Raw genomic sequence first — 19,889 nt, forward strand, 5'->3', positions numbered from 1 at the left:
GGCATTTTATTCGGCAATTACGTGCCGTCGCTACAGCGGCCAGATCAGCGGAATCAGTAGCGACGCCAGAAGCCCCACGGTCAGGTTCAACGGCACACCAACCTTCAGAAAATCGGTGAACCGATACCCGCCGGGGCCGTAGACCATCATGTTGGTCTGATACCCGATTGGCGTCGCAAACGAGGCTGAGGCCGCGACCATAACCGCCACCACGAGCGGGCGCGCATCAATGCCCACCGCCTGCGCCAGACCGATAGCAATCGGCGTCACGACCACGGCCACCGCGTTATTTGACACAAGCTCGGTCAACACCGAGGTCAGCAGGTACACGGCCCAAATGATCAGGAAGGGCGGTAGAGAGCTTAAGCCGGGCGCAACCGCTTCGACAATCAGGGACACCGCACCAGATTTATCCAGCGCTGCGCCAATCGCCAGCATCGAGAAAATCAGCGCCAGCAGACGGCCTTCGACAAAGGAAAACGCCTCATCCGCGTCGATGCAGCGCGTCAGCAACACCACCGCAACCGCGATGATCGACAACAGCAGGATCGGAGCAACGCCAAGCGCCGCCAGCACGACGATGCCAACAAGTGACCCGATCGCAATAGGCGCGTGACTGCGACGGAAAGCCCGAGCCGAAGGCTGCGAGACGTCTACCATATCCATATCTGCGGCCAGTTTCTGAACATCCTCAGGCGAGCCTTCCAACAGCAGCGTATCCCCCACGCGCACAACCAGATCATCCAACTGTCGTCCGATATTCTGGTTCCGACGGTGCACAGCCAGCACATACACACCATAGCGCCGGCGCAGACGCATCGCGCCCAGAGTTCTGCCCACCATTCGGCAACCGGGGGTGATCAAAACTTCGACCGTCTTGGTTTCGACCGCCGAAACCTGATCGACGCGCTTCAATTCCTTGTTGCTCTGAAGGCTCAGCAACTCGGTCATCTCGGTGCGCAAAACCACGCGGTCACCCAGCTTAAGCTCAACGCCCTTGAGGTTGCGACGCAGCGATTCATCGCCCCTAACCACGTCGATCAGACGCACGCCGGGACGTTTGAACAGCTGCACGCCTGTCACTTCGCGCCCCATCAGGTTGCTTTCTGGGGGAATAACTGCCTCGGTAAAGAACTTCATCTTCGAGCGGTCGCTTAGAAGTGAAGCCATGCTGTCGCGATCCGGTAGCAGGCGCGGCGCAATGAACCGCAGATAGACCATGCCGTAGATCACTAGTGCGATGCCCAATGGCGTGACCTCGAAGATGGTAAACGGGGCCATGCCCTGCGACCGGGCCACACCATCCACCAACAGGTTGGTCGACGTGCCGATCAGGGTCAGTGTACCGCCCAGAATCGCCGCATAGCTGAGCGGGATCAGCAGCTTTGAGGCCGGCACGTTCAGCGTCCGCGCAATCTGCACAAAGACCGGGATCATCACCACGACCACGGGCGTATTCGACACCACGGCCGAAGCCAAAACGACAAAAGCCATCAGAAGACCGATAGCAAAGCGCGGGTTCACCTGCGCCTGCTTTTGCGCGGTGGAGGTAAACGCATCCAGCGCGCCGGTACGCACAAGCGCCCCCATGATGATGAACATTGCCGCAATGGTCCACGGCGCGGGGTTGGATAGCACGGCCAGCGCGCTTTGGTAAGGCAAGATACCGGTCAGCAGCATGACGGCCACGCCGCCAATAGCCACCACTTCAGTTGGGTAGATCTCGCGCAGGAACATGATGAACATGCCCGCGACAACCATCAGCGCCAGTATCGCGCTGCCCGTCTCTGTCAGTTGGATGAATTGCATTCCTGGTGTGTCCGACCTCTGGCCCGGCGGTCAGTTTCACGCATTGCGCGAGACAGAGCAAGCCTTACTGCGGCCCCGCCTGCTGCAATCGCCCGCCAACACGCACCATATGCACAGATTTTGCCTGCCCGTCGCGATCATCGGTCTCGACAAACACGCCGCTTAAGGTGGCCTCGCCATTGGCGGGGGTGAACCGCGCCTTGGGCATCCCGGTGATAAAGCGGCGCATCGGCTCGACCTTATCCATACCTATGACCGAGTCGTAATCGCCGCACATCCCCGCATCGGTCAGATAGGCCGTCCCGCCGGGCAGAATCTGCGCGTCACCTGTAGGCACATGGGTGTGCGTGCCGACCACAAGGCTGGCGCGCTTGTCGCAATAATGGCCCATCGCCATCTTTTCCGACGTCGCCTCGCAATGCATATCGACAATGATCGCATTCGCCTGCCCGCCGCGCGGGTGGGACTTCAGGATCGGCTCAACACCCGAGAACGGATCGTCAAAGGGCCGCTTCATAAAGACTTGCCCCAGCACCTGCACCACCAGCACCTTGCGCCCCCCCGGCGCGTTGAACAAACGATGCCCCCGCCCCGGCGCCCCCTTGGCGAAGTTTACGGGGCGCACGACGCGTGGCTCTTTCTCGATGAATTGCAGCATGTCTTTCTGGTCGAACGCATGATCGCCCAGCGTCAGGCAATCGGCCCCCGCATCCAGCAGCAGCTTGGCGTGATCGCCGGTTAGCCCCATCCCGTTCGAAGCGTTCTCACCATTGACCACAACAAAATCCAGCCGCCATTCATCGCGCAGACGTGGCAAATGTTGCTGAATGGCCGTGCGTCCTGCACGGCCCATAACGTCACCCAGAAACAATATTCTCATACGAACCGTCCTAAGTGTGGCCTCGGCCAAGCACAAGTGGTTAAACTGCCGCCATAACGCAGGGAAACATATTGCATCAGGAGACATTCATGACCCGCTACATCCTCTCGGCCGCTTTACTGACCCCGTTGGCTGCCTGTGACCCCACCCCCGGGCCTGAGGTCGGACTGGCCAATCCTGCGGCTACGTTCTGCGTCGAAAAAGGCGGCACATATGATATCGTGGACGGCGCCGAGGGACAGACCGGAACCTGCACCCTGCCCGACGGGTCAAAACAAGACGCGTGGGAGTTCTTCCGCGCAGAAAACATGGGCTAGCTTAAAACGTCAGAACCCGGCTTTCGGTGATCACCATATCCAGCGGTTGATCTGTCGGTTCCAGCGGCAGCCCTTCCGTTTCTTGAGCATCAAAGGCGAACCCGATGGCCAGCGTCGGGCGTTGCGCCCGCAGCCCTTCCAGCGTGCGGTCATAAAACCCGCCCCCATAGCCCAGACGCCCGCCTTGTGCATCAAACGCCACCAGCGGCACGATCAGTATCTCGGGGTCGAAATAGTCGTCGACCTCGGGCACTTTGGCGCCGAACGGGCCGTCTTTCAGTGCGCCCTCGGGCGTCCAGCAGGAAAACTTCAGCGGCTGCGCGGCGGCTTGAATGACCGGCACCCCGACCGGGCCATAGGCCGAAGCCTCGGCCATAGCGGGCAGTGGATCAATCTCGGTGCGGATTGGCATATAGCCCGAGATCGGTACGCCCCGGTACCCAGCCAGCACTTCGGATAAACGTCCGGCCGCACCGGGAAGCCGCGCGTCAAACGCGGCCTTGCGGCGCGCAAAAGCCGCCTTACGCGCGGCGGCTTTGATTTCGGTCAGATCGGTCACAGTAGCACCACGCTGGCAAGCCCCAGAAAGATGAAGAACCCCATGACATCCGTGGTGGTGGTCACAAAAGTCCCCGACGCCAGCGCAGGGTCAACGCCCAGACGGTCCAGCACTACCGGTACTACCGTACCAGCAAAGCCTGCGATGATCATGTTCACGACCAAGGCCGACCCGATCACGACACCCAGCATCGGAGAATCGAACCACATCATCCCCACCGTGCCCAGCACGACGGCAAAACACAGCCCGTTCAGCATCCCCACCAGCAATTCCCGTCGGATCACCCGCATCACGTTGGCGTTGGTCAGGTCGCGCGTGGCCAGCGCTCGTACCGCGACTGTCAGCGACTGCGTACCTGCATTGCCCCCCATCGAGGCCACGATCGGCATCAGGATCGCCAGCGCCACCAGCTGATCAATCGCCGCCTCGAACTGCGAAATCACCAGCGAGGCACAGATCGCCGTGCAGAGATTCACCGCCAACCACGGCAGCCGCCGCTTGCTGGTATCCGCCACACTGTCCGAGATTGAGCTTTCGTCGCTAACCCCTGCCAGACGCAGGATATCTTCCTCGTGTTCTTCATCCAGCACGACCATGGCGTCGTCGATGGTGATCACGCCGACCAACCGCCCATCTTCATCCACCACCGGGGCCGAGATCAGGTGGTATTGGTTGAACGCATAAGCCACGTCTTCCTCGTCCTGATCTACGGGGATCGTGTGAAACTCTTCTTCGGCGATGTCATGCAGGGGAACATCGCGACGTGTCGCCATCAGCTTGCCCAAAGTCACCTGCGCCACAGGCTTAAGGCGCGGGTCGACCAGCACCACGTGATAGAACTGCTCGGGCAGATCATCGTTAGCGCGCATGAAGTCGATGGCCTGCCCTACCGACCAATGCTCGGGGGCCATGACCACCTCGCGCTGCATGAGACGACCGGCCGAGTTCTCGGGGTAGGACAGCGCCTGCTCGGCTGCGACACGTTCGGAATCCTCCAGTACGTCAAGGATGGCTTCCTGCTGCGGTTCTTCGAGGTCTTCCAGCAGGTCGACAACATCATCGCTTTCCATGTCGCGCACAGCGTCGGCCAGAACGTCCGGGCGCAGGACGCCGATCACCTCTTCGCGGATCGCCTCATCCAGTTCCGACAGGATGTCACCGTCGAATTCCTTGTCATATAGCCGGATCAGGCGGGCACGGTCGTAAGGGTTGATCTGTTCCAGCAGGTCGGCGATGTCGGCGGCGTGCAGCGGCTCCATCAGCTCGACCAGCTTGTCGCGGTCATCTACATCAACCGCGTAGAGAATGGCCGCCACGGTCCGCCGGTCCAGCGCATAGACGTCCTCGTCGCTGGTTGTCTCGGTTACGGGTTCATCAAAGCCTGTGGTCATGTCTGCCCCCGTGTTCTGGTCATTGGCCTCTAATTAGAAGAAGCAGCTACCGGAAAACAATGACAATGCGGCGATTTACCGACAAGTTTCGCCGCCCTATGGTGTTTCCACACCCCATACAGGCGGAGATGACAAAAAATGGCGCAAAAAACGCTGCTGAAAGGCCGTGTGCTGAGCTTTGAGGGCTCGCCCTTTGACGGCAACCCCACTGATGCGGTGAAAATCAGTGAGGCGGTTCTGATCGACGGCGACCGCATTGCTGGCGTAGGGGAGGCCACTCGCCTGCGCGCAGATCACCCTGAGGCGGCGGTCGTCGATCACGGACAGCACGTGATCATGGCGGGGTTCGTGGATGCGCATGTGCATTACCCGCAGACAGCGATGATCGCCAGCTGGGGCAAACGCCTGATCGACTGGCTGAACACCTATACCTTCCCCGAAGAGATGAAGTTCGGCGACCCGACCTATGCCGCCGAGATTGCCAACCGCTATTTGGACCTGACGGCGGCACACGGCACAACGACCATGTGCAGTTTCTGCACCATTCATCCCGAAAGTGTGGACGCGTTTTTCACCGCAGCCCAGGCCCGCAATCAGCGGGTGGTCGCGGGGAAAACCTGTATGGATCGCAACGCGCCCGACGGGCTGCGGGACACGGCGCAGACCGCCTATGACCAGTCGCAAGCGCTGTTGGAGAAATGGCACGGCATCGACCGGTTGTCCTATGCCATCACGCCGCGCTTTTCACCCACCTCGACCCCTGAACAGCTTGAGGCCATGGGCGCGCTTTGGGCCGAGCATCCTCATTGCCTGATGCAGACCCATCTGAGCGAGCAGACCGATGAGATCAAATGGGTCCGCGAGCTGTTCCCCGAGGCGCGGGATTATCTGGATACCTACGAGAAATTCGGCCTGCTGGGATCGCATGGCGTCTACGGCCATGTCATCCATTTGGAGGCGCGCGAACGGGATCGTCTGCGCGAGGTGGACGCGGCGCTGATCCATTGCCCGACCTCGAATACGTTCATTGGCTCGGGCCTGTTCGACATGACCGGGTTGATGCGCGACGGGCACCGGGTAGGGCTGGCCACGGATACGGGCGGCGGGTCGAGCTTTTCGATGCTGCACACGATGGCCTCGGCCTATGAAATCGGCCAGCTGCGCGGCGCGCCCCTGCACGCGGCGCAGCTGTTGTGGTTGGGCACCGTGGGATCGGCGCGGTCGCTGCGGCTAGACGACCGGATCGGAAACGTTGAGCCGGGTATGGAAGCGGATCTGGTTGTGCTCGATTTGGCCTCAACCCCTGCTATCGCCCAGCGCGAAGCTTGTGCGGACGATATTTGGGAGGCGATCTTTCCCACCATCATGATGGGTGACGACCGCGCCATAGCAGAGGTCTGGGTCGGGGGGCGGGCTGTTTCAGTTTGATGGGCCTGCGGCCCATGCCTCCGGCGGGGATATTTTGGCCAGATGAAGAGCGGATCCGCACCTAGCCCGCCAACGCGCGGGCGAGGCGGTTTTGGGTTTCGATGATTTTCGGCAGGTCCAGCGTTGTGATCTGCCCGTCGCGCACGATTTGGCGGCCTTCGACGAACAGGTGTTTGACCTTCATCGGACCGGACAACAACAGCGCGGCCTTGTCCCAGCTGCCTGCGCTTTCGATGCCGTGCGTGTCCCAGATGGCAATGTCGGCGCGTTTTCCGGGCTCTAGCCGGCCACAATCAGGGCGGTTCAGCACATCCGCACCGCCGCGCGTGGCGATTTCCAGTGCCTCGCGGGAAGACATCGCATCGGCTCCGTTTGCGACCCGTTGCAGCAGCATGGTTTGCCGGGCTTCAAGGATCAGGCTGCCATTGTCATTGCTGGCCGAGCCGTCCGCGCCCAGACCCACCGGAACGCCGCGATCCCGCATCGCCCGGACCGGGGCGATCCCAGACCCCAGACGGCAATTCGAACAGGGGCAATGGGCGACGCCGGTTTGCGTGCGGGCGAACAGGTCAATCTCGGCCCCGTCCAGCTTAACGCAATGGGCGTGCCAGACGTCCGAACCCGTCCAGCCCAGATCCTCGGCATATTGCCCCGGACGGCAGCCGAATTGCGCCTGAGAATAGGCGATATCCTCGTCATTCTCGGCCAGATGGGTGTGCAGCATCACACCCTTGTCCCGCGCCAGAACAGCTGTATCCCGCATCAAGTCGCGGCTGACCGAGAACGGCGAACAGGGGGCCAGCCCGACGCGGCACATTGCGCCTTCGGACGGATCATGGAAGGCGTCCACCACGCGGATCATGTCGTCTAGGATTGCCTGTTCCTTTTCAACCAAAGCGTCCGGTGGCAAGCCCCCGTCGCTTTCGCCAATGCTCATCGCGCCTCGGGTCGGGTGAAAACGCAGGCCAATCTGGGCCGCCGCGGCTATGGTATCGTCCAATCTTGCGCCGTTGGGGTAAAGATACAGGTGATCAGAACTCAGGGTGCAGCCCGACAAAGCAAGCTCGGCCAGCCCGATCTGTGCCGAGACAAACATCTCTTCCGGCCCAAATCGTGACCAGATCGGGTAGAGCGTCTGCAACCACCCAAACAGCAATGCATTCTGCCCATCGGGGACAGCACGCGTAAGGGTCTGATAGAGGTGGTGGTGCGTGTTAACCAGACCCGGCGTGACGACGCATCCGGCTGCATCGTGCACGTCCCCCAGCGTTGTCAGCCCTTGGCCAATCGCAGCAATCTGACCGCCCCGGACCAAGATATCCGCACCCGCCAGTTCACGGCGCGCGTCATCCATGGTCAGGATTGAATCTGCGTTTTTGATAAGGAATTCTGTCACTTCGCCCTCCTTGCACATGCCCGTTTCATGCATGGAGTGCGATGGCTGGCGGAAAACGGGCTCAAGAACCAGCGGGATGAACGCTACCTGACCATCGCCCCCGCATCAACCTGTTTCAAACGTCGTGCAGAATGGCCAGCGCCTTGGCATGCAGGTCAGCATTCGCCGCAGCAAGCACGCGTCCACCCTGATGTGCCGGGCCACCTTGCCAGTCAGTTACGATACCGCCTGCAGCCTCGATCACTGCGATGGGTGCCTGAATATCATAGGCATTCAAGCCGCATTCAATCACCAGATCAACCTGCCCCGCTGCCAACAACGCGTAGGCATAACAATCCATGCCGTAACGTGTCAGGCGTACGTGCTGCGCTACGGATTCAAATCCTGCGCGTTCTTCCGAAGTTCCCACCTCGGGGAACGTGGTAAACAAAACGGCTTGATCCAGCGTTTCTGTCGCGCGCGTCTTCAAAGGTTGCGTACCAGTCGGACCTGAGACCTCGGCAGTATCCGCCGACCCTATGAAACGCTCGCCAATATAAGGCTGATCAATCACCCCCATGACGGGTCCGTCCTGAGTGCTGAGGGCAATCAGAACCCCCCAAGTCGGAGTACCACTGATGAAGCCTCGGGTACCGTCGATCGGATCCAACACCCAGGTTCGACCGCTGAGACCCTCGACCTGCCCATATTCTTCGCCAAAAATGCCATCGTCTGGACGGTGACGCGCCAGAACCGCCCGCATGGCTTGTTCCGCCGCCCGATCCGCGACAGTGACCGGGTCAAACCCGTCAGTCAGCTTGTTCGAGGTTTCCAGATCCGGTTTCCGGAAAAAAGGAAGAATGACCTCGCGCGCGGCGTCGGCCATTTCCTGTGCTACTTCTATGTCACTGAGCGAGATCTGTTGCATGCGACACCCGTGAGGATCACCGGCATCAGAGTCAACCCGCTAATTCAAGCAACGTCGCTGAGAACCCGAGCCAGTTCGAAAAGACGGCGGCGCTGGTTTTCAGGAATCGCATAATACGAGCGGACCAGATCCAGTGCTTCCTTGTCCCCCATCAGATCCGCAGGAACCGATTTCTTGCCAGCGGTTTCTTTTTCGGCCTCTTCCAGACCTTCAAAGAAAAAGCTGACCGGAACATCTAGCGCCTCGGCAATGTCCCACAGGCGGGATGCGCTGATTCGGTTAGCCCCTGTTTCATACTTCTGGATTTGCTGAAACTTGATACCAACCTGCTGCGCCAGCTGCTGTTGAGTCATCCCAATCAGCCAACGGCGATGCCGTACGCGCTTGCCCACATGGACATCGACGTGATGGGTCATCGGTATTCTCCTCTACTACACACAACTCCCAGGGACGCACGGCGTACACCACCACCGCATCACTAGCGAGTCGCGCTTAACCACTCCCTAATTTGGAACATGCCCCCAAATCAGCACCATAGCGCAATATTGCGCCTTTTGGTGATTTTTTCAAGCGGGTTGAATCGAGATTACCCAACAATGGTTTACGGTTGTGCAATCGCAATAGACATAAACGCATACACGCATTGCAATATTATGTATTTCCTGCGCTGCCTTAGGTTGTCTCGCCCGGTAATGAATTGACAACGGCAGGACAAACCGAATCTATGCCGCAAACACGGAGCGAGTTGATGCAGGCTTTTAGAATCGAAACCACCGGGGCCGAACCCCGGCTGTGCAATCTGGACATACCCGAGCCCGGTCCAGGACAGATTCGCGTTGCCATCAAAGCCTGTGGCCTGAATTTTGCCGACCTGTTGATGCAAAAGGGTACGTATCAGGACACGCCTCCGGCCCCATTCACCCAGGGCATGGAAATCGCTGGGCTTGTCGACAGCTGCGGGCCCGACGTCACGCACCTTAATCCGGGCGATCGCATCGCCATCTATTCAGGCCAAGGTGGGCTAGCCGAGTATGGTGTATTCGAGGCTGCGCGGGCGATCCCGATGCCAGACAGCATGAGCTTTGAAGACGCCGCCGCGATCCAGATTACCTACGGAACAGGGCATATGGCTTTGGATCACAGAGCGCAGTTGCAACCGGGCGAAACACTTTTAGTCACCGGCGCCGCCGGAGGCGTTGGCTTAACTGCGGTTGAAATCGGCAAACTTATGGGGGCTACCGTCATCGCGCAGGCACGTGGCTCTGAAAAGCTGGAGGTGGCCCGCAAGGCGGGAGCGGATCACTTGATTGATAGCTCTGAGGACCTTCGCATGCGGGTCAAGGAATTGGGCGGCGCTGATGTCGTCTATGATGCAATCGGCGGCGATGTGTTCAAAGCCGCATTTCGCGCCACAAACCCCGAAGGAAGATTAGTGCCAATCGGCTTTGCCGGCGGCGAAGTCCCGCAAATCCCAGCGAATCATCTGCTGGTCAAAAACCTGACCGTTATAGGTTTTTACATCGGTGGGTATCTGAACTTCCGCCCGGAAATCGTGCAGCAGAGCTTTCAAACCCTGTTCCAGTGGCACACCGAAGGGCGCATAAAACCTCATATCAGTCATACGTTTCCGCTGACCGAAGCAGCCAGGGGTTTGCAGATGCTACGGGATCGGACCGCGACCGGAAAGGTCGTGATCACTATCTGAACCCCCTACCCCGCAACCGCCTTCAAGGGCGTGCCGACCAACATGCGGAAATTTTGACGGACCAAAGCAGCCAGGGCCTCGACCACATCACCTCGGCCCACTTCTCCACCGTATAGGTTGATCATCTGCACAGGCAGATCGGGCAAAGCACCGCCGGAGTCGATAAGCTCGAGATGTGCGGCCTCGGTCCCTTCCAGCATCGCGCTTACAGCCAAGTCGGCACTGACCGTTGCCTCGATTGTACGATCATCTTCGGCGTCGACGGTCAGTTCCCAGGGAATGTCCTGTGCGTCAAGGGCGCTGATCACCTTGGGTCGGAAAAGGCACCGGCGCCCCTCGGCCAAGGGCAATGGACGCTTACGCCAAGCAGACCCATTCGGCGCACCGACCCAGCGCAAAGGCAATTCTGCGATCGACTCAGCACCATCGGCCGCCCCGCCCTCGGTTGTCAGGATCAAATCACATTCGCCTTTCTTGAACATATCCTTGAGCTGCAATGAGAAAGACGACACCAGTTGGATGCGCACCCGAGGGAAATCTGCATTGAACTGCTTCAAAACACGCGGAATGGCCGGGTATACGATGTCATGCGGTACACCAAGCACGACTTCTCCCTCATAGGCTTGGTCCGTCAGCTTCGAGATCACCTCATCATTCAACGCGACCATTCGCCGTGCGTACGCCAACAGCTGTTCGCCCGAGGGTGTCAGCGCAATGGTCCGACCGCTGCGGTCCAGCAGATCCAGACCCAAAAGCTCTTCCAAACGCTTCAGCTGCATTGAGACGGCAGATTGCGTCAGATGCAGGAACCCGGCGGCGCGGGTTACTCCGCCTTGGTCGGCTACAGCCACGAAGGATCGCAGCGTCGTAATATCGAGATTTCGCATCTTCACGATTCCTTATGGATCAGATCAAAAACATTCATTTTTAAAATGTGTCACACCACGCCATATAAATCAAGGAAGTTGATGAGACAGGCGATATTCATCGCAAATAGAGGAAAGGACATAAATTATGACCCAAGTTGCACTCCACCACCCCTGTCCACCGCGCCGCCGGTTTGGCTTGAAAACGTTGCTGGACGCCGTGTCTTTGTATCGCCAGCGCGGCACCCTGGCTCGGCTGGATGCCCGCGCGTTGGAAGACATCGGAATCACCCGCGAACAGGCCGAGGCAGAGGCCTCGCGCAAAATCTGGGATGCGCCGGAATTCTGGCAAAGATGATTTTTAAATTGATCTTTTTTCCTGGAATGGCGATCCGCATCAGCAGGTCGCCATTTTTGTTGTCAGTTTTAACCGGAATCCTGCGCTAAACCCTTGAAAGCTTGCCCGCAGTTGCCGATATTTGCGGGGAACGCCGCCCTCTTGCGGGCGCGCAAAGAACTAACGAAGGGAGACCCTTTTATGGCACAATTTGACACGATCCGGACGGCGGCCGGCGCGCGCGCTGCCCAGATTGACGAGGGCCTGCGCGCCCACATGAATAAAGTCTACGGCACCATGTCCGTCGGCATGCTGATAACATTTGCGGCGGCTTGGGCAATTGCCGGCCTGGCAACAACAACCGACCCATCGGCGGCAGCGGCGCAACTGAGCGCTGACAAATACCTGACATCGCTAGGTGCCGCCCTGTTTTCATCGCCGCTGAGATGGGTGATCATGTTCGCGCCGCTGGCCTTTGTTTTTGGCTTTAGCGCCGGGATCAACCGTATGTCGGCAGCAGCTGCGCAGACGGTATTCTACCTGTTCGCAGCCGTTATGGGCGTTTCGATCAGCTGGATCTTCTTGGTCTTTACCGGCGAGTCGATCATTCAGGTCTTCCTTATCACTGCCATCGCCTTTGCGGGGCTGTCGCTGTATGGCTACACGACCAAGAAAGATCTGTCGGCGATGGGCACGTTCCTGATCATGGGCGTGATTGGTCTGATCGTAGCATCGATCGTGAACATCTTCATTGCATCCTCGGCCATGGCCTTTGCAATCTCGGTCATCGGTGTGCTGATCTTCGCTGGACTGACCGCATACGACACGCAGAACATCAAAACCACTTACCTGCAAATGGCCCATTCGGGTGATCAGGAATGGTTGGGTAAAGCAGCGATCATGGGCGCACTGAGCCTGTATCTCGACTTTATCAACATGTTTATGTTCCTGCTGCAGTTGTTCGGCAACCGCGAGTAACGCGGTCTTCAGACCACGCAATTCAGGGCGAGCCAATGGCTCGCCCTTTTTTTTCGCGGGCTATTTAGTACACCAAAAAAGGCCCCCACTATCCGGTGAGGGCCTTTTGTCTTAGACGGCTTAAAGAAAAGATCAGCTGCAGTTCAGAGGAACAGCAAACCCCGAGCTGCGCTGCGACGACCCTTTGCGGAACACATTACCTGCAGGCAAACAACCAGTGAACTGTTCGGCGTTACGACCGAAGGCTGCTCCGATTTCGTTGTCGATACGGGTCGAGTTATTCGCGGTGCGCAACACACCATAAAGCGTTCCGTTTACGCTGACTGTGCTAAGGAACAGGTTTGTGTCTGAACCGGTCAGCACGACTGAATTGGTGTCACTGCGGCCGCCATTGTCAATCGCGATCCGCGCGATTTTCTGCGGGTCGGTTTCGCTTGTCGTCACGGGCACCGCCGGCAAGACGGCGAGTTCTGCGGGTACGTTCGTTGCCTCAGGCAGGAAGGCGACCGCACCCGGAACATCCGCAATTGTCCGGGGCTCACCATCAATGCCGGTAAAGCCGACACCTGAGCGGTTGTAAGGGTCTTCACAGGCCGCAAGGGCCAGAACGGTAGCTGTGGATAACAAGATTTTTTTCATGACGGCCAACATTTTGGAACGATTAGCTGAAGCGTATGAGAAAGGCGTTCCAAAAAGCAACCCGCAGCCGTAGCGAATAGCTTTACGCCTGATGCGCCGTTGCAACGGCACAGATGCAGCACAAGGTCGTCCGAGATCCACCATCCAACCAGTTTCAAACGAAAAAAGGCCCCGTAAACACGAGGCCTTCTAAGCTGTCCAAGAGGGACGGCAGATTACTTAATCTTGCCTTCCTTGTACTCGACATGTTTCCGAGCGACCGGATCGTATTTACGAATGGTCATTTTCTCGGTCATGGTACGCGCGTTTTTCTTGGTCACGTAGAAGTGGCCCGTGCCCGCGGTCGAGTTCAGACGGATCTTGATTGTCGTCGGCTTCGCCATGGTTATCTCCTGCGTCCGAAAAGGCAGGGGCCTTTCGGTTGAATTCCTATGAGCGTGCGCTTTTACCCGGTCGCACAGCCGAGTCAACCTGAATCGGTGTCTTTTCCGCACAATTCCATCTGACGCGCGACGGCCGAACCGTGTCGATTTGGTGGGATCACGGTTCCGTGATACAGTTCTGCGGTCGGAGCAAGCCAAAAGGCTGCATTCCGGCGGGATGCACGAGGCATCGGATCACAGGCAAAACCTTGGGGTAGCGCGGTTTTATCATGCCGTACACTTGGGGGGCTATTATGACGGAATGGGAACTTCAGGCCGAGGAATTGGCCAATTGCAACTGCAACTTCGGTTGCCCGTGCCAATTCAGCGTTTTGCCGACGCATGGCAACTGCGAAGCGGTTGTTGTTTATGATATCCAAAGCGGCCACTACGGAGACACCGATCTTGCGGGAATCCGCGCGGCAGGCGTCTACTATTGGCCGGGCCCGATTCACGAAGGCAACGGCCAAATGCAATTGGTGATCGACGTCTCGGCCTCGGCCGATCAGCGGGCGGCGATGCAAGCTATCATGACTGGTCAGGACACGGATGAAATGGCGACATTCTGGTTCGTCTACAGCGCCATGGCACCAACCAAACACGAAACACTCTATGTACCGATCGAGTTGAGCTGGTCCCGCGAAGACCGCACAGGCCACGCAAAGGTTCATGGTGTCTTCGATCTTGAGGTCAATCCGATTCCACATATCGTATCGGGTCTGCCCCATCGGGCATCCATACAATTACCGAATGGGTTTGAATATCGTCAGGCCGAGGCCGCCTCGGGGAAAGCACAGACAACGGGTGGCGAGATCAGCCTGAGCTTTGACGCCACCCACGCGCATTTGGCGCATCTTAACATATCAGGCCACGGCGTTCTTGGCGCGTGAACAGGTGCGAACATGACCTCTGAGAACGAGCCGGCCTCGGCCGGAGCCATTGATCGTGTTTTACGCCATGACCGACTAATCGTTTTGCTGAGTGTCCTCGCAGTCGTCCTTGGCGCTGCGTGGTACACAACAGTTGGCATTGGTATGAACATGTCCGCAGTTGACATGACTCGCATGGCCGGACCGATCGGAGAGCCAATGACAATGGCAGGTCAAACGGCGTGGTCCCTGCCCTACGCCATCCTTATTTTTCTAATGTGGTGGGTGATGATGGTCGCCATGATGACACCCAGCGCTGCTCCTACCGTTTTGCTTTATACCGCGATCAAACGCATGGGGCCTGAAAAGGCCCGGTCCGCTGTCCTGAGCATGGTTTTTCTGAGCGGTTATCTGGTAACTTGGGCGGCCTTCAGCGCATTGGCAACAGGAGCGCAATGGGGGTTGGAACAAGCCGGGTTATCTGACGGGCCGATGATGACGATCCGATCCCGAACCTTTGCCGGGATTATTCTGTTGGCGGCCGGGCTCTATCAACTGTCCAGCCTTAAAACTGCATGCCTGCGTCATTGCCGCAACCCTGCGCATTTTTTGGCCGACCACAGCAGACCGGGTGCAGTTGGCGCCTTTCGTACCGGCGCACTGCATGGGGCATATTGCCTTGGGTGCTGCTGGGCGCTGATGCTGCTGCTGTTTGTTGGCGGCGTTATGAACCTTTATTGGATTGTCGGGATCGCCGTGTATGTCGCGCTGGAAAAACTTATCCCGCATGCAAGATGGCTGGTTCCCCTGACCGGCATTGCCTTGATCGTATTCGGTGCTTGGTTGATCGCAGGGCTTTCGATTCCGGTGACGTGATCAAAATACTCGGCTTTAGGGGCCGGCCAACTTAAGGGTCCCCTTCATTTTTTCAGGAGGTAGACATGCCAATTTTCATTACATATGCCACTTATTCGCAGAACGGTGTCCGTGGGATGCTTAAGAAGCCGGCGGATCGGACGGGACCGGTGAAAGCTCTTTTAAAGAAAGTCGGAGGCAAGTTATTGGCTTTTTATGTGACAACTGGCGAAAACGACGTGGTTGTTATCAGCGAGGCACCGGACGGAACTGATGCGGTCGCCGTCGGCATGGCCGTCGCAGCCTCGGGCGCAGTTTCCAAGATCGAGACTGTTCGCGCATGGAAGGCCAAGGATTTTGTCGCGATTCAGAAAAAAGCTGCCAAACTTGCCGGAGCCTATTCACCCCCGGGCAAGTGAGCGGGGAATATGCGCGGAGGGCCTGTAAGCCGGATCTTGTTCCGGAGTTACCCCCTTCGATGACCATTCCTCTAGGCCGTGCATTGCTGCGCGGCTCAAGCTGCCAACCCGGTCCCTCTGGGCCAAGACAGGCTTAGCGGCGGTATCGGCGGGCGCCGACCGGCCCGCGCGGGGACCCTATTTGGCATTGCTCCCGGTGGGGCTTGCCGTGCCACCGCTGTTGCCAGCGGCGCGGTGGGCTCTTACCCCACCGTTTCACCCTTACCACACGCGTGTGGCGGTCTGATTTCTGTGGCGCTTTCCGTCGGGTTACCCCGCCCGGGCATTACCCGGCACCGTTGTCTTGTGGAGTCCGGACTTTCCTCTCGGGCCTTGCGACCCCAGCGGCCATCCGGCCCTCCGCGCGTGGGTTGGTTAGGCTTTGGGCCAGGCGGCGTCAAGGGTGGATTGGTTGGTAGAAGGGGCCAGCCCCTTCTTGGCCTACGGCCAATTCAACCCCGAGGTATTTTTGGCCAGATGAAGGACGGATCAGGTCCTAGGGGATAAGCGCGGCAAAATCGGCAGGGTGCAAGGGGCCTGTTGCACTTGGACGGTGACGCAGGCGCACAGTTGCCAGCAGCGTATCGTCGTCGGTTTGGGCAGTATAGCCTGCGGCGCGGGCAGCAGCGCGGAACGCGTCTTGTGTGAGGTTTTGTGGGCAATCGCCTGCGCCCGATTGGGCGGCAAGGGCTTGGTGTTCCAGCCGAGACCAAGGAAAGCGCGGGCCGGGGTCGATCTTGCGACCCGGAGCCATGTCGGAATGACCGAGCACGCCGGATGGCGGGATTTTCCAGCGCGACAAAATTGCGAGCAGAAGGGTTTCGAGTGTCGCCAGTTGCGGCTCGGAAAAGGGGTGGTCGCCGCGATTGTCCAGCTCGATCCCGATCGAGCGCGAGTTGATGTCAGTTTGGCCGCGCCACTCACCTGCCCCGGCGTGCCAAGCACGGTCTTCTTCGCGCACCATCTGCCAGAGCGTGCCGCCACAACCGATCAGGTAGTGGGCGGACACCTCGTATTGCGGGTCGCAGAGGCGATCCAACGCCGCCTGGGCGCTGTTCATTGCGGTATAGTGCAGAACGACCAGCGACGGCCCCAGCCCGTCTCTGCGTGAGCCGAAATTGGGGGAAGGGTGCCAGATCGGAGTCAGGTCAGTTGTTGACGGCACTGCGAAACGCGCTGGGGTTCCAGCCGCAGGCATACCCGTCTCCGTCCGGGTCCAACCCCTTACGGTCGCGCTGCGGGCCACCATTGGACAGGAACTCGATCTGTGCTTGATCCGCGGACGGGAATTTTGCGCAATTCCTTTGCGCCTTGGCCTGTAGGTTGAACCCTGCCCGACTATAGAGCTGCGTACCAACCGGATTTGAAGTGCTTAACGCGTATTGCACAATGTTGGGCTGTCCATCGGTGCCCCGCTGAGGGATCGCTGTTGGGGCAACCACCTCGTAGGTTTGACGATTCTGTTCGATCCGTGCCGCATCTGACTCGATGGTACGGCGGTCAGATACAGCCCCAAAATCCTGCTCATCCGAGATGGCGTTGTTGCTCGGAAGCTCTGTCGCAACCGGAGCGGTCAAAGGTGCACCAGAGGCAGAAGTACTAGCCAATGCCGCCGCAGTAGCAGAGGCCAGGTCTGCGTTGTCTCCCGATGGGGGTTGTGCTGTACCCGGCGCGCCAAGCGCCTGCTCTGACACGTCTACTGGGCCGACCAGAGGGTTGCCCGTGTAGCCTTGGCCAGCCAATTGGGCCTCACGCTGCGCCTGATAAGACGGTGTATTGAAGTCGGTCCCCTGGATCGGGGCCACCGTGTTGCAGGCGGCCACAAACCCGATTGCGGGGATCAGAAACGTAAATCGCATCCGGCTGCTCCGTGTTGTCTTGCCTGCGCCCAGACCTACCACCATTTGCCCGGCTTGGCCACAAACCCGGCGGCGTTTTCCAGCGCGTAGGCCGTGTTGAGCAGATCACCCTCTTCCCAAGGACGTCCGATCAACTGCAGACCCAACGGCAGACCCTGTGCGTCCAGACCTGCCGGGACAGAGACACCGGGCAGGCCCGCAAGGTTCACTGTGACGGTGAAGACGTCGTTCAGATACATCTGCACCGGATCGGCTTCGGTCATCTCACCCAGCCCAAACGAGGCCGACGGGGTGGCGGGCGTCAGGATCGCGTCGACACCTGCGGCAAAGACGTCTTCGAAGTCTTTCTTGATCAGGGTACGTACGCGGCGGGCGCGGTTGTAGTAGGCATCGTAGAAGCCCGCCGACAGCACATAGGTGCCGACCATCACGCGGCGCTGAACTTCGTGACCGAAGCCTTCAGCGCGAGTTTTCTCGTACATTTCGGTGATGCCATCGCCCTGCGCCAGCGTGGCGCGGCGGCCATAGCGGACGCCGTCATAGCGCGCCAGATTCGAGGACGCCTCGGCCGGGGCAATCACGTAATAGGCAGGCAGCGCGTACTTGGTGTGCGGCAGCGAGATATCGACGATCTCGGCCCCAGCAGCTTTGAGCATCTCAGCGCCATCTGCCCAGAGCTTTTCGATCTCGGCCGGCATACCGTCCATACGGTATTCCTTAGGGATGCCGATTTTCTTGCCCTTGATGTCGCCGGTCAGCATCGCCTCAAAGTTCGGCACAGCCAATTCGGCGCTGGTGGAATCCTTGGGGTCATGGCCACACATGGTTTCCAGCATGATCGCCGCATCGCGCACGTTCTTGGTCATAGGACCGGCCTGATCCAGCGAGGACGCAAAGGCCACAATGCCCCAGCGAGAGCAACGGCCGTAGGTCGGCTTGATGCCGGTGATGCCGGTAAACGCGGCGGGCTGACGGATCGAACCGCCAGTGTCGGTGCCGGTTGCGGCCAGACACAGGTCAGCCGCCACAGCAGACGCCGAGCCTCCCGACGAGCCGCCAGGTGTCAGTTGCGCGTCGTCATTGCCGCGCCGCCACGGGCTGACCGCGTTTCCGTAAACCGAGGTTTCGTTGGACGAGCCCATGGCGAATTCGTCCATGTTCAACTTGCCCAGCATAACAGCCCCGGCGTCGGCCAATTGCTGAGACACGGTGGATTCGTATTCGGGCTTGAAGCCTTCCAGAATCTTCGAGGCGGCCTGCGAAGGCACGCCTTTGGTGCAGAACAGATCCTTGATGCCGATCGGCAGACCGCACATGGCAGGCGCATCGCCTTCCTTGATCCGGGCATCCGCCGTCTTGGCGCGTTCCAGCGCGATCTCGGGCGTCTTGTGGACAAAAGCGTTCAGCGCGTCAGCGTCATCAATCGCTTTCAAGCAGGCTTCGGTAAGCTCGACCGAGGTTACGTCACCCTTGCGCAGCGCGTCGCGGGCCTCGGCCAGGCCCAGTTTGTTCAGATCGCTCATGTCTTACTCCACCACTTTGGGGACTGCGAAAAAGCCCTCGCGCGCGTCGGGGGCGTTGGCCAGAACCTTGTCCTGCTGGTTTCCGTCGGTGACCACATCCTCGCGCCGTTTCAGGCGCATCGGCTCGACCGAGACCATGGGCTCGACACCTTCAACATCTACTTCGTTCAGTTGCTCGATGAACCCAAGGATGGTGTTGAATTCGGATGCCAGCGCGGGTAGCGCGTCATCCTCGACCTTGATCCGGGCCAGTTTGGCCACCTTGGCGGCTGTGCTTTGGTCAATCGACATCGGAAAACCTCATATGCGTTAGGTGGCGTTTACCTGTCTGCCGCCCCGGTCGCAAGAGCGGCAGGGGGCGGATTTACCCGCCTTTCGCCCAGGCGACCCAAGCCGACTGCAAATGAAGCATACTCGCCATGCAAAAAAATAAACCGATTAGTTCACTTTGTCTCTTGAAAAACTAAACTGAACTGTTCATTTCATACTCACGGAAACGCACAATCGGAGTAAGACGATGAAAACGTTCATGACCGCCCTTGTATTGACCTCGACCCTTCTGGCAGCGCAGGCACAGGCATTCGGGCCGACCATGGGCAGCCTGACCCGCGACCTGACCTTCCCCGAAACGGTCTCGGAACCTGTCTCTCAAGATAAAACGAAGGTCGGTAAGTGATGTGACCCCCTTCGT

At 59.0% G+C, this 19,889-nt stretch carries 23 protein-coding genes and 1 other RNA gene; 9 read left to right on the plus strand and 15 right to left on the minus strand.

What is annotated here, in order from left to right:
* Positions 1–30 precede the first annotated feature (30 nt).
* Both GOW48_RS09390 and GOW48_RS09395 read right to left on the minus strand, forming a co-directional pair.
* On the minus strand, positions 31–1,809 hold the full coding sequence (locus GOW48_RS09390) for an SLC13 family permease (RefSeq protein ID WP_170753198.1): 1,779 nt from the start codon (positions 1,807–1,809) through the stop codon (positions 31–33).
* 64 nt (positions 1,810–1,873) lie between these two features.
* Entirely contained in the window at positions 1,874–2,689 is an 816-nt protein-coding gene (locus tag GOW48_RS09395) for a TIGR00282 family metallophosphoesterase (protein WP_170352465.1), read from the minus strand.
* Positions 2,690–2,778: 89 nt separating this feature from the next.
* Here GOW48_RS09395 and GOW48_RS09400 point away from each other — a divergent pair, with 89 nt between their 5' ends.
* Entirely contained in the window at positions 2,779–3,006 is a 228-nt protein-coding gene (locus GOW48_RS09400) for a putative hemolysin (RefSeq protein ID WP_170352464.1), read from the plus strand.
* Between the two features lies 1 nt (position 3,007).
* On the opposite strand, the gene GOW48_RS09405 is transcribed toward GOW48_RS09400, so the two are convergent.
* A complete protein-coding gene (locus GOW48_RS09405) occupies positions 3,008–3,565 on the minus strand; it encodes a 5-formyltetrahydrofolate cyclo-ligase (protein WP_170753200.1) in 558 nt (185 codons plus the stop codon).
* Positions 3,562–4,956 (minus strand): magnesium transporter, encoded by a 1,395-nt coding sequence (gene mgtE / locus GOW48_RS09410; RefSeq protein WP_170753201.1) that lies wholly within the window; start codon positions 4,954–4,956, stop codon positions 3,562–3,564. The genes GOW48_RS09405 and mgtE overlap by 4 nt, the downstream gene beginning before the upstream one ends.
* Before the next feature lie 138 nt (positions 4,957–5,094).
* Between mgtE and guaD the strand changes: the two genes are divergently transcribed.
* Complete coding sequence (gene guaD / locus GOW48_RS09415) at positions 5,095–6,384, plus strand: guanine deaminase (protein ID WP_170352461.1); 1,290 nt, start codon at positions 5,095–5,097, stop codon at positions 6,382–6,384.
* A 61-nt stretch (positions 6,385–6,445) separates the two neighbouring features.
* On the opposite strand, the gene GOW48_RS09420 is transcribed toward guaD, so the two are convergent.
* From GOW48_RS09420 to GOW48_RS09430, 3 genes are all read right to left on the minus strand, one after another.
* Entirely contained in the window at positions 6,446–7,780 is a 1,335-nt protein-coding gene (locus tag GOW48_RS09420) for an 8-oxoguanine deaminase (RefSeq protein ID WP_170753203.1), read from the minus strand.
* A 115-nt stretch (positions 7,781–7,895) separates the two neighbouring features.
* Positions 7,896–8,687: a histidinol-phosphatase gene (gene hisN, locus GOW48_RS09425; protein WP_170753205.1), complete on the minus strand. Its 792-nt coding sequence runs from the start codon at positions 8,685–8,687 to the stop codon at positions 7,896–7,898.
* Positions 8,688–8,731: 44 nt separating this feature from the next.
* Positions 8,732–9,103 (minus strand): helix-turn-helix domain-containing protein, encoded by a 372-nt coding sequence (locus GOW48_RS09430; RefSeq protein ID WP_170352458.1) that lies wholly within the window; start codon positions 9,101–9,103, stop codon positions 8,732–8,734.
* A gap of 332 nt (positions 9,104–9,435) precedes the next feature.
* Here GOW48_RS09430 and GOW48_RS09435 point away from each other — a divergent pair, with 332 nt between their 5' ends.
* On the plus strand, positions 9,436–10,392 hold the full coding sequence (locus tag GOW48_RS09435) for an NADPH:quinone oxidoreductase family protein (protein WP_170753207.1): 957 nt from the start codon (positions 9,436–9,438) through the stop codon (positions 10,390–10,392).
* A 5-nt stretch (positions 10,393–10,397) separates the two neighbouring features.
* On the opposite strand, the gene GOW48_RS09440 is transcribed toward GOW48_RS09435, so the two are convergent.
* Positions 10,398–11,279, minus strand: a complete 882-nt coding sequence (locus GOW48_RS09440; RefSeq protein ID WP_170753209.1) for a LysR family transcriptional regulator — start codon at positions 11,277–11,279, stop codon at positions 10,398–10,400.
* Between the two features lie 127 nt (positions 11,280–11,406).
* Between GOW48_RS09440 and GOW48_RS09445 the strand changes: the two genes are divergently transcribed.
* Positions 11,407–11,616, plus strand: coding sequence for a DUF1127 domain-containing protein (locus GOW48_RS09445; RefSeq protein ID WP_170753211.1), 210 nt, complete (start codon positions 11,407–11,409; stop codon positions 11,614–11,616).
* A gap of 180 nt (positions 11,617–11,796) precedes the next feature.
* Positions 11,797–12,573 (plus strand): Bax inhibitor-1/YccA family protein, encoded by a 777-nt coding sequence (locus GOW48_RS09450; protein ID WP_170352454.1) that lies wholly within the window; start codon positions 11,797–11,799, stop codon positions 12,571–12,573.
* A gap of 132 nt (positions 12,574–12,705) precedes the next feature.
* On the opposite strand, the gene GOW48_RS09455 is transcribed toward GOW48_RS09450, so the two are convergent.
* Positions 12,706–13,212 (minus strand): hypothetical protein, encoded by a 507-nt coding sequence (locus GOW48_RS09455; protein WP_170753213.1) that lies wholly within the window; start codon positions 13,210–13,212, stop codon positions 12,706–12,708.
* Between the two features lie 215 nt (positions 13,213–13,427).
* Positions 13,428–13,595, minus strand: a complete 168-nt coding sequence (gene rpmG / locus GOW48_RS09460; protein WP_010441901.1) for a 50S ribosomal protein L33 — start codon at positions 13,593–13,595, stop codon at positions 13,428–13,430.
* 293 nt (positions 13,596–13,888) lie between these two features.
* On the opposite strand from rpmG, the gene GOW48_RS09465 reads away from it, so the two are divergent.
* From GOW48_RS09465 to GOW48_RS09475, 3 genes are all read left to right on the plus strand, one after another.
* Complete coding sequence (locus GOW48_RS09465) at positions 13,889–14,524, plus strand: DUF1326 domain-containing protein (RefSeq protein ID WP_170753217.1); 636 nt, start codon at positions 13,889–13,891, stop codon at positions 14,522–14,524.
* 12 nt (positions 14,525–14,536) lie between these two features.
* The gene (locus GOW48_RS09470) at positions 14,537–15,379 is read left to right on the plus strand and encodes a DUF2182 domain-containing protein (protein WP_170753219.1); all 843 of its coding nucleotides are present in this window, start codon (positions 14,537–14,539) and stop codon (positions 15,377–15,379) included.
* A 65-nt stretch (positions 15,380–15,444) separates the two neighbouring features.
* Complete coding sequence (locus tag GOW48_RS09475) at positions 15,445–15,777, plus strand: GYD domain-containing protein (RefSeq protein WP_170753221.1); 333 nt, start codon at positions 15,445–15,447, stop codon at positions 15,775–15,777.
* A 9-nt stretch (positions 15,778–15,786) separates the two neighbouring features.
* On the opposite strand, the gene rnpB is transcribed toward GOW48_RS09475, so the two are convergent.
* The 5 genes from rnpB to gatC all read right to left on the minus strand — a co-directional run bounded on the left by rnpB (position 15,787) and on the right by gatC (position 19,489).
* Positions 15,787–16,180, minus strand: an RNA gene (gene rnpB, locus GOW48_RS09480) — RNase P RNA component class A.
* 132 nt (positions 16,181–16,312) lie between these two features.
* The gene (locus GOW48_RS09485) at positions 16,313–17,014 is read right to left on the minus strand and encodes an N-acetylmuramoyl-L-alanine amidase (protein ID WP_170753223.1); all 702 of its coding nucleotides are present in this window, start codon (positions 17,012–17,014) and stop codon (positions 16,313–16,315) included.
* Entirely contained in the window at positions 16,965–17,675 is a 711-nt protein-coding gene (locus tag GOW48_RS09490; protein ID WP_170753225.1) for a hypothetical protein, read from the minus strand. The genes GOW48_RS09485 and GOW48_RS09490 overlap by 50 nt, the downstream gene beginning before the upstream one ends.
* Positions 17,676–17,710: 35 nt before the next feature.
* On the minus strand, positions 17,711–19,198 hold the full coding sequence (gatA, locus tag GOW48_RS09495; protein WP_170352447.1) for an Asp-tRNA(Asn)/Glu-tRNA(Gln) amidotransferase subunit GatA: 1,488 nt from the start codon (positions 19,196–19,198) through the stop codon (positions 17,711–17,713).
* A 3-nt stretch (positions 19,199–19,201) separates the two neighbouring features.
* Positions 19,202–19,489 carry an Asp-tRNA(Asn)/Glu-tRNA(Gln) amidotransferase subunit GatC gene (gene gatC / locus GOW48_RS09500; RefSeq protein WP_170325838.1) on the minus strand — a complete coding sequence of 96 codons (288 nt, stop codon included), beginning with the start codon at positions 19,487–19,489 and terminating at the stop codon, positions 19,202–19,204.
* Positions 19,490–19,715: 226 nt separating this feature from the next.
* Between gatC and GOW48_RS09505 the strand changes: the two genes are divergently transcribed.
* Positions 19,716–19,874, plus strand: coding sequence for a hypothetical protein (locus tag GOW48_RS09505; RefSeq protein ID WP_170352446.1), 159 nt, complete (start codon positions 19,716–19,718; stop codon positions 19,872–19,874).
* Positions 19,875–19,889 lie beyond the last annotated feature (15 nt).

Source organism: Ruegeria lacuscaerulensis, assembly GCF_013033355.1.
GTDB classification, from domain to species: domain Bacteria; phylum Pseudomonadota; class Alphaproteobacteria; order Rhodobacterales; family Rhodobacteraceae; genus Ruegeria; species Ruegeria lacuscaerulensis_A.